The 5,563-nt window shown below is 46.8% G+C and carries 5 protein-coding genes; 2 read left to right on the top strand and 3 right to left on the bottom strand.

All coding sequences use genetic code 11. From position 1 onward, the window contains the following. Positions 1–346: 346 nt before the first annotated feature. Positions 347–778, bottom strand: coding sequence for a VOC family protein (locus QUB61_RS14115; RefSeq protein ID WP_333122841.1), 432 nt, complete (start codon positions 776–778; stop codon positions 347–349). Positions 779–846: 68 nt separating this feature from the next. Between QUB61_RS14115 and QUB61_RS14110 the strand changes: the two genes are divergently transcribed. Then, on the top strand, positions 847–2,052 hold the full coding sequence (locus QUB61_RS14110) for an RNA-guided endonuclease TnpB family protein (protein ID WP_333122839.1): 1,206 nt from the start codon (positions 847–849) through the stop codon (positions 2,050–2,052). 37 nt (positions 2,053–2,089) lie between these two features. Beyond that, the gene (locus QUB61_RS14105) at positions 2,090–2,902 is read left to right on the top strand and encodes a TIGR00297 family protein (RefSeq protein WP_333122837.1); all 813 of its coding nucleotides are present in this window, start codon (positions 2,090–2,092) and stop codon (positions 2,900–2,902) included. Positions 2,903–3,076: 174 nt separating this feature from the next. On the opposite strand, the gene hetR is transcribed toward QUB61_RS14105, so the two are convergent. Both hetR and patX read right to left on the bottom strand, forming a co-directional pair. Beyond that, a complete protein-coding gene (gene hetR, locus QUB61_RS14100; RefSeq protein WP_333123018.1) occupies positions 3,077–3,982 on the bottom strand; it encodes a heterocyst differentiation master regulator HetR in 906 nt (301 codons plus the stop codon). A 717-nt stretch (positions 3,983–4,699) separates the two neighbouring features. Then, the gene (patX, locus tag QUB61_RS14095) at positions 4,700–4,927 is read right to left on the bottom strand and encodes a heterocyst-inhibiting protein PatX (RefSeq protein ID WP_333122834.1); all 228 of its coding nucleotides are present in this window, start codon (positions 4,925–4,927) and stop codon (positions 4,700–4,702) included. Between the last annotated feature and the right edge of the window lie 636 nt (positions 4,928–5,563).

The following is a 5,563-nucleotide window of genomic DNA, read 5'->3' as shown; positions in this document are numbered from 1 at the left end:
CTAAAATCTAAAATCGACTGACTCACCAGAATCACGACTAAAAATTTGAGACCCTAGTTCAAGCTGCCCGATTCATCGGTGGAGCCAATTCTTCAATTCTTCAATTCTTTAATCTAAAATCTAAAATCTAAAATCGACTGACTCACCAGAATCACGACTAAAAATTTGAGACCCTAGTTCAAGCTGCCCGATTCATCTGTGAAGCCAATTCTTCAATTCTTCAATTCTTCAATCTAAACACGACTAAAAATTTGAGACCCTAGTTCAAGCTCCCGATTCATCTTTAGAGCCAATTCTAAAATCTAAAATCTAAAATCTAAAATCGACTGACCCTAAGAGGCTACTACTAAACTGTATCGCCAACTTCAGCGTATTCGCTGCGGCCAAAAATTGCTTCAGCTTCACAGTAATACTTGAACTCCAGTATATTGTGGAAAGGGTCTTCTAAGAAGAAAGTGCGGTGCTCTGTAGGCAAACCGACAAATCGCCGTCTCGGTTCTTGATAGAAATTTAAGTTGTTTTGCTGGGCTTTTTCTAGCAACCGTTCCCAGTCAGCTTCGTTCGTAAAAATTAACCCAAAATGCCGGGGATAGATGCCTCGCTGAGGCGTCAAAGGTTCGCGGCTGACGTGGGCGACAATTTGATGGCCGCACAGACCCATAATCGCAGAATTCGGCGATTCGCGACCTAGTTCGCAGCCGAGCCCGTCTACATAGAACGCTTTTGTTTGGGCAATATCGGTGACGGGGAAGGCAAGATGAAATAAGACTTGGTTCATCAGAAAAATGGGTTTGAAACCCCGTCCTTACAGGACGGCTTTACAGGGAACGTGGTAAAATGTCCGGCATGGAAAAAGCCTATCGCTACCGCTTCTATCCCACCACCGAGCAAGAATCACTTTTGCGACGGACTTTGGGCTGCGTTCGACTGGTATACAACAAAGCGCTGGCTGCCCGTACAGAGGCTTGGTACTCTCGTCAAGAACGAGTTGATTACCTTCAAACCTCCTCCATGCTGACAAGTTGGAAAAAAGAGCCAGAGCTTGATTTTCTTTCGGAGGTGAGCTGTGTCCCCCTGCAACAGGGACTCAGACATTTGCAAAAGGCGTTTACTAACTTCTGGGCCGGTCGTGCTAAATATCCCAACTTTCAGAAAAAGCATCACGGCGGTAGCGCTGAATTTACTAAGTCTGCTTTCCGATGGAAAGACTCTCAAGTATTTCTGGCTAAATGCTCCGAACCTTTGCCGATTAGGTGGAGCAGGCAAATCCCTCCTGGATGCAATCCATCCACCATTACGGTCAAACTGGATGCACGAGGACGATGGTTTGTCTCCTTGCTGGTAGATGACCCTACCGTCAAACCGCTGCTCAAAACCGATAAAGCAGTTGGTTTGGACGTTGGGATCACCAGTCTGATTGCTACCAGTGACGGCAATAAGATTGCTAACCCCAAACACTTTAAGCGGCTGCACAAGAAGCTGAGGCGGGCGCAAAAAGCCTTGTCTCGGAAACAGAAAGGAAGCAACAACAGGCACAAGGCGCGACTTAAAGCAGCCAAAATACACGGGCAGATAGCCGATGCTCGCAAAGATTTTTTGCACAAGCTGACAACTCAACTGGTGCGCGAAAACCAAACGATAATAGTTGAGGATTTGGCTGTCAAAAATATGGTCTTGAACCGCAAACTGGCACAAGCTATTTCTGACGCTAGTTGGGGTGAACTGACCCGACAACTTACCTATAAATGCCAGTGGTACGGTCGGGAACTGGTAAAAATTGACCGCTGGTTTCCCAGCTCTAAAAGATGCGAAAACTGCGGGCATATTGTTGAGAAAATGCCGTTGAGTGTCAGGGAGTGGGAGTGTCCTAATTGTGGGATGAACCATGACCGAGATTTGAACGCGGCTAAGAATATTTTGGCGGCAGGGCTTGCCGTTGCAGTCTGTGGAGCGAACGTAAGACCCGATACAGACTCCTCTAAAAGGCAGTTGCGAAAAACCCGTCTCGGGGACAGAAACAGAAACCTAAATCGTGAGGTTTGGGAATCTTAGCCCTTATAGGGCGGGGTGGATGTCAAGGAGGTACTAAATGCAGAATTCAGAATTGTTGTTTAATTATTTATCTTGGTCTAATCCTTGGTTGGTGGCGATCGCCCTAAATACAGTTTTACTCGCGATCGCCACCATTGCTCCTAAAAAATTGCTCACGGACGCCGGCCAATTTCACGCCTGGGTATTGGGCGTCCTCATCTGGGGCTGTTTGGGATGGCAAGGCTATGCTGTGGTGATGTTTTACTTTCTTGTCGGATCGGGAGTTACCCGCATCGGCAAAGCCCAAAAAGAAGCAGAAGGCATAGCCGAAAAGCGTTCAGGCGCCCGAGGCCCAGAAAATGTCTGGGGTTCGGCTTTAACCGCTACTATGAGCGCTTTGGGAGTTTTGGCATTATCTATTTTAGGAGAGACTGGCAAGATGTCTGTGCCACAAGATGCTATTTCCCTGTTATTGCTGGGTTACGCGGCGAGTTTTTGCACCAAACTTTCCGATACCAGCGCCAGCGAAATCGGCAAAGCTTACGGTTCGCGGACTTTTTTGATTACCACCTTGCAGCCTGTACCTAGGGGTACCGAAGGGGCCGTAAGTTTGGAAGGAACAATCGCGGGTATTGTCGGCTCGATTCTGATTGCGGTTTTGAGTTGGGCCGTCGGTTTAATTGACTTGACAGGAATTGTTTTTTGTGTTATCGCAGCTTTTATTGCCACGAACATTGAGAGTGTGATTGGGGCGACGCTGCAATCAAAGTTTGAGTGGCTGACCAACGAGGTAGTAAATTTTTTCAATACACTCATAGGAGCGATCGCTGCGATCGTTTTAGCTGCAACCTGGAGAGCCTTTTTAGCTTAGTTAATCCGGGAGGCATTCGCACCCAAAAAACCGGGTTTTTTACTAGAATTCAAGGCATTTACCCAGTATTTTTAGAGAAAAACCCGGTTTTTTCCTCCCGGGTTATTAGTTATTAATTATTAGTCATTAGTCTCAAGCAATCAACTCATGACTAATGATTAATAACTAATCAAACTAAGCGTCGTCTTGCGGTCCAAAAACCATTTGTAGAATCATCGTCGGTTCGCCCCGCTTGTGATAGCGATCGGCCCAATTGCGAATAATCTCATCTAATTCCTCAACGGCTTGGTCGAGGCGTTCCGGCGGAATATCCAAAGTCTCCATAATTCGCATCACCTTCGGTTGTTTTTCCGCCCAATCCTTCATCAGCCGGAAATATCTAGCCGTATCCTCCACCATAGTAAAGGTCCGCTCTTCCTGCTCTGCCGGAGAGTAAGTAGCGCGGCTGAGGGCATAAAACGGCATTCCCCAAGGAGAATCAATGCGAGTCACTGTCCCAGAATAGATCAAGCGGCGCTTGATGTGTTCTGCTAGAGCTTCGCTCAAAGGCATTCGCCTTTCCGGAGACATATCTTCTTGCGATCGCCTGTGGAGAAACTCGATCAACTCCATAAACTGAAAAGAATTGATCAGTTGAGCATCAGGCGGATTAGGAGGAATCTTGCTTTCGAGATATTTTTTTTCATCCGCAGTCAAGCTGTTTCCCGGAATGCGAGGGCGTCCCGGCAACCAAGGATACTGTTCCAGCCAGACATAAGGAAACTGAATCAAATATCTAGGTTCTTGGGAACCCAACATTTTCAGCAATTTTCCCTTAGTCAGAGCTTCCCGGACTTCTTCAACAATCACCTTCACCCGTTTAGGCTCAATGTGATGCAAGTGTCCGGTCATCCGCAGATTGTGGTCCTGCTCCATATAAGTCATATAAATGGCACACTTAGCCGCCGTTGCGGCCGCGTCTAGAAACGCCCCGTGCCTGTGCCCACTGGTTCTCATGGCGCTAAACGCCAGATATAGCATGATCTGATCCATTGCACTAGGGCTGAGGCTTTTGACCAGATCCAAAGAGTCATTTTTCATCACTATCCCCGAAATAGCCAAACTGGGAGGCATCTTGTCGTCCTCCTTTAAATTATTGCGAGAGCGCCGAATCAAGCATAGCCGACTGTCGCCGGAAAGCTTGCCAGCTACCCTAATATTCAGGTTAGTTAATTTCCCTGAGGTAACAGGGGCATGGGCTTAAAAGCTATCCACACCGCATAAGTGGTTCTTATTGGTGGCGAATTTAAGTAGATTGCTGCACCCTCTGCGCTGACAGTTTACCTATATATAAGTTAGTTATCGCACGTTAATTATAGTGCAGCCGTTGAAAATTAAACCCCACCTGCGGCGGGCAGAACGTAAATAACTGTTGCGAACCCAGGAATGTGAGGCGACTCGGAGCTGATAATTTTTGAATAGTCATGGATGGCGAAACCCGGTTTCATCGACTAACATAAGGCATGGAGGATGAGGGATATCGGTTGAAAAACCCGGATCTCCCAGGGCTGTGGGTAATTCCTGTTTAATTGAAGCGTTTTCAATACAAAACCGCCACATACTAGAATGTATCTCTAGGTAGATGGCGGTTCGCGGTTTATATGCTATTCTCAATTAGACAAAAACAATCTCCTAATAACTGTTAACAAAAAGTGCAGTTGTCGCTTAACCTGAAAAACTAGAATCCGAGAAAATCCGATCGGTCGAATGAACGGCCCGAATCAAGTCAGTTGTGTCCAGGGCTTGTGTCCAGTGCCATTAGAAATTTTGTAGCGGATGAGTGTCAACATTAGGCTGGGTAAAATTTCTGCGTCCGCTGCCCCTCTCAGGACCGCGATCGGGCTTTTGCTTAGTTTGGGCTGATAACATATATTGGGCGGTGGCAGTTTCGAGCTTTGGGAGTGGAGTTTCAAAAGCTCGAGCGGCATTGGCACTCAAGGTAATGCCCAACAGGCTCAGTAAAGCAATTGCAGTGTAGATTTGCATGGGTAGTATCCGTGTCAGTGTCTATTACCTGATACGGACTTGCCCCGATCTATCAGGATAGATATTTATAAAATTTTCGGAACTTTGCAAAAAACCACAAAAAACGAACGGCAAGCCGAAAGCGAGCGGGACTTTAGTCTGCTCTCACCGAAAGCGACACTCCTAGACTGCAGTCCCCGTCTCGCTTTCTACAAGTCAATAGAAAGTGTTATCGAAAATAGGGGTCTAAAACCCCGTCATAAGCTTGACGGCTCGATCCTAGAAGGTAAAGAAGTCGGGATAGGGCATTGCCACGACAAAGATTTTGGACGTGGAGGGAGAGTAAGACTACTCCGGTAGCATCACCCTGTGAAACGTCAAGAATCACCGCACGTTCGATCGGGCGGTGAGTATGTCAAAATCTACCCATACCACAGGTAGAATAACCGCGAGCATGGATTGGATAACCAACCCCAAAAAGACTGGCTAGGAAATAATAATGGTTAGTGGGCGACGAGAACCACGATAAACATGAGGAAGGGTTAGAAACTGTTAGCTAATTTCTCGACAAAGCTACCCATCACTTCCCGTTTGTCCATCTATCAACCGATCGACATATTCTCTAAGCCGTTCCTTCCAGTCTGGGATAGTTTTTAG

The sequence above is a fragment of the Microcoleus sp. C2D2 genome (genome assembly GCF_036702495.1).
Lineage (GTDB): Bacteria > Cyanobacteriota > Cyanobacteriia > Cyanobacteriales > Microcoleaceae > Microcoleus.
This window is presented reverse-complemented; position numbering and strand designations above follow the sequence as displayed.

Coding starts and splice junctions, on each gene's coding strand:
- QUB61_RS14115 (WP_333122841.1), bottom strand. CDS start 778: ATGAACCAAGTCTTATTTCATCTTGCCTTCCCCGTCACCGATATTGCC.
- QUB61_RS14110 (WP_333122839.1), top strand. CDS start 847: ATGGAAAAAGCCTATCGCTACCGCTTCTATCCCACCACCGAGCAAGAA.
- QUB61_RS14105 (WP_333122837.1), top strand. CDS start 2,090: ATGCAGAATTCAGAATTGTTGTTTAATTATTTATCTTGGTCTAATCCT.
- hetR (WP_333123018.1), bottom strand. CDS start 3,982: ATGAAAAATGACTCTTTGGATCTGGTCAAAAGCCTCAGCCCTAGTGCA.
- patX (WP_333122834.1), bottom strand. CDS start 4,927: ATGCAAATCTACACTGCAATTGCTTTACTGAGCCTGTTGGGCATTACC.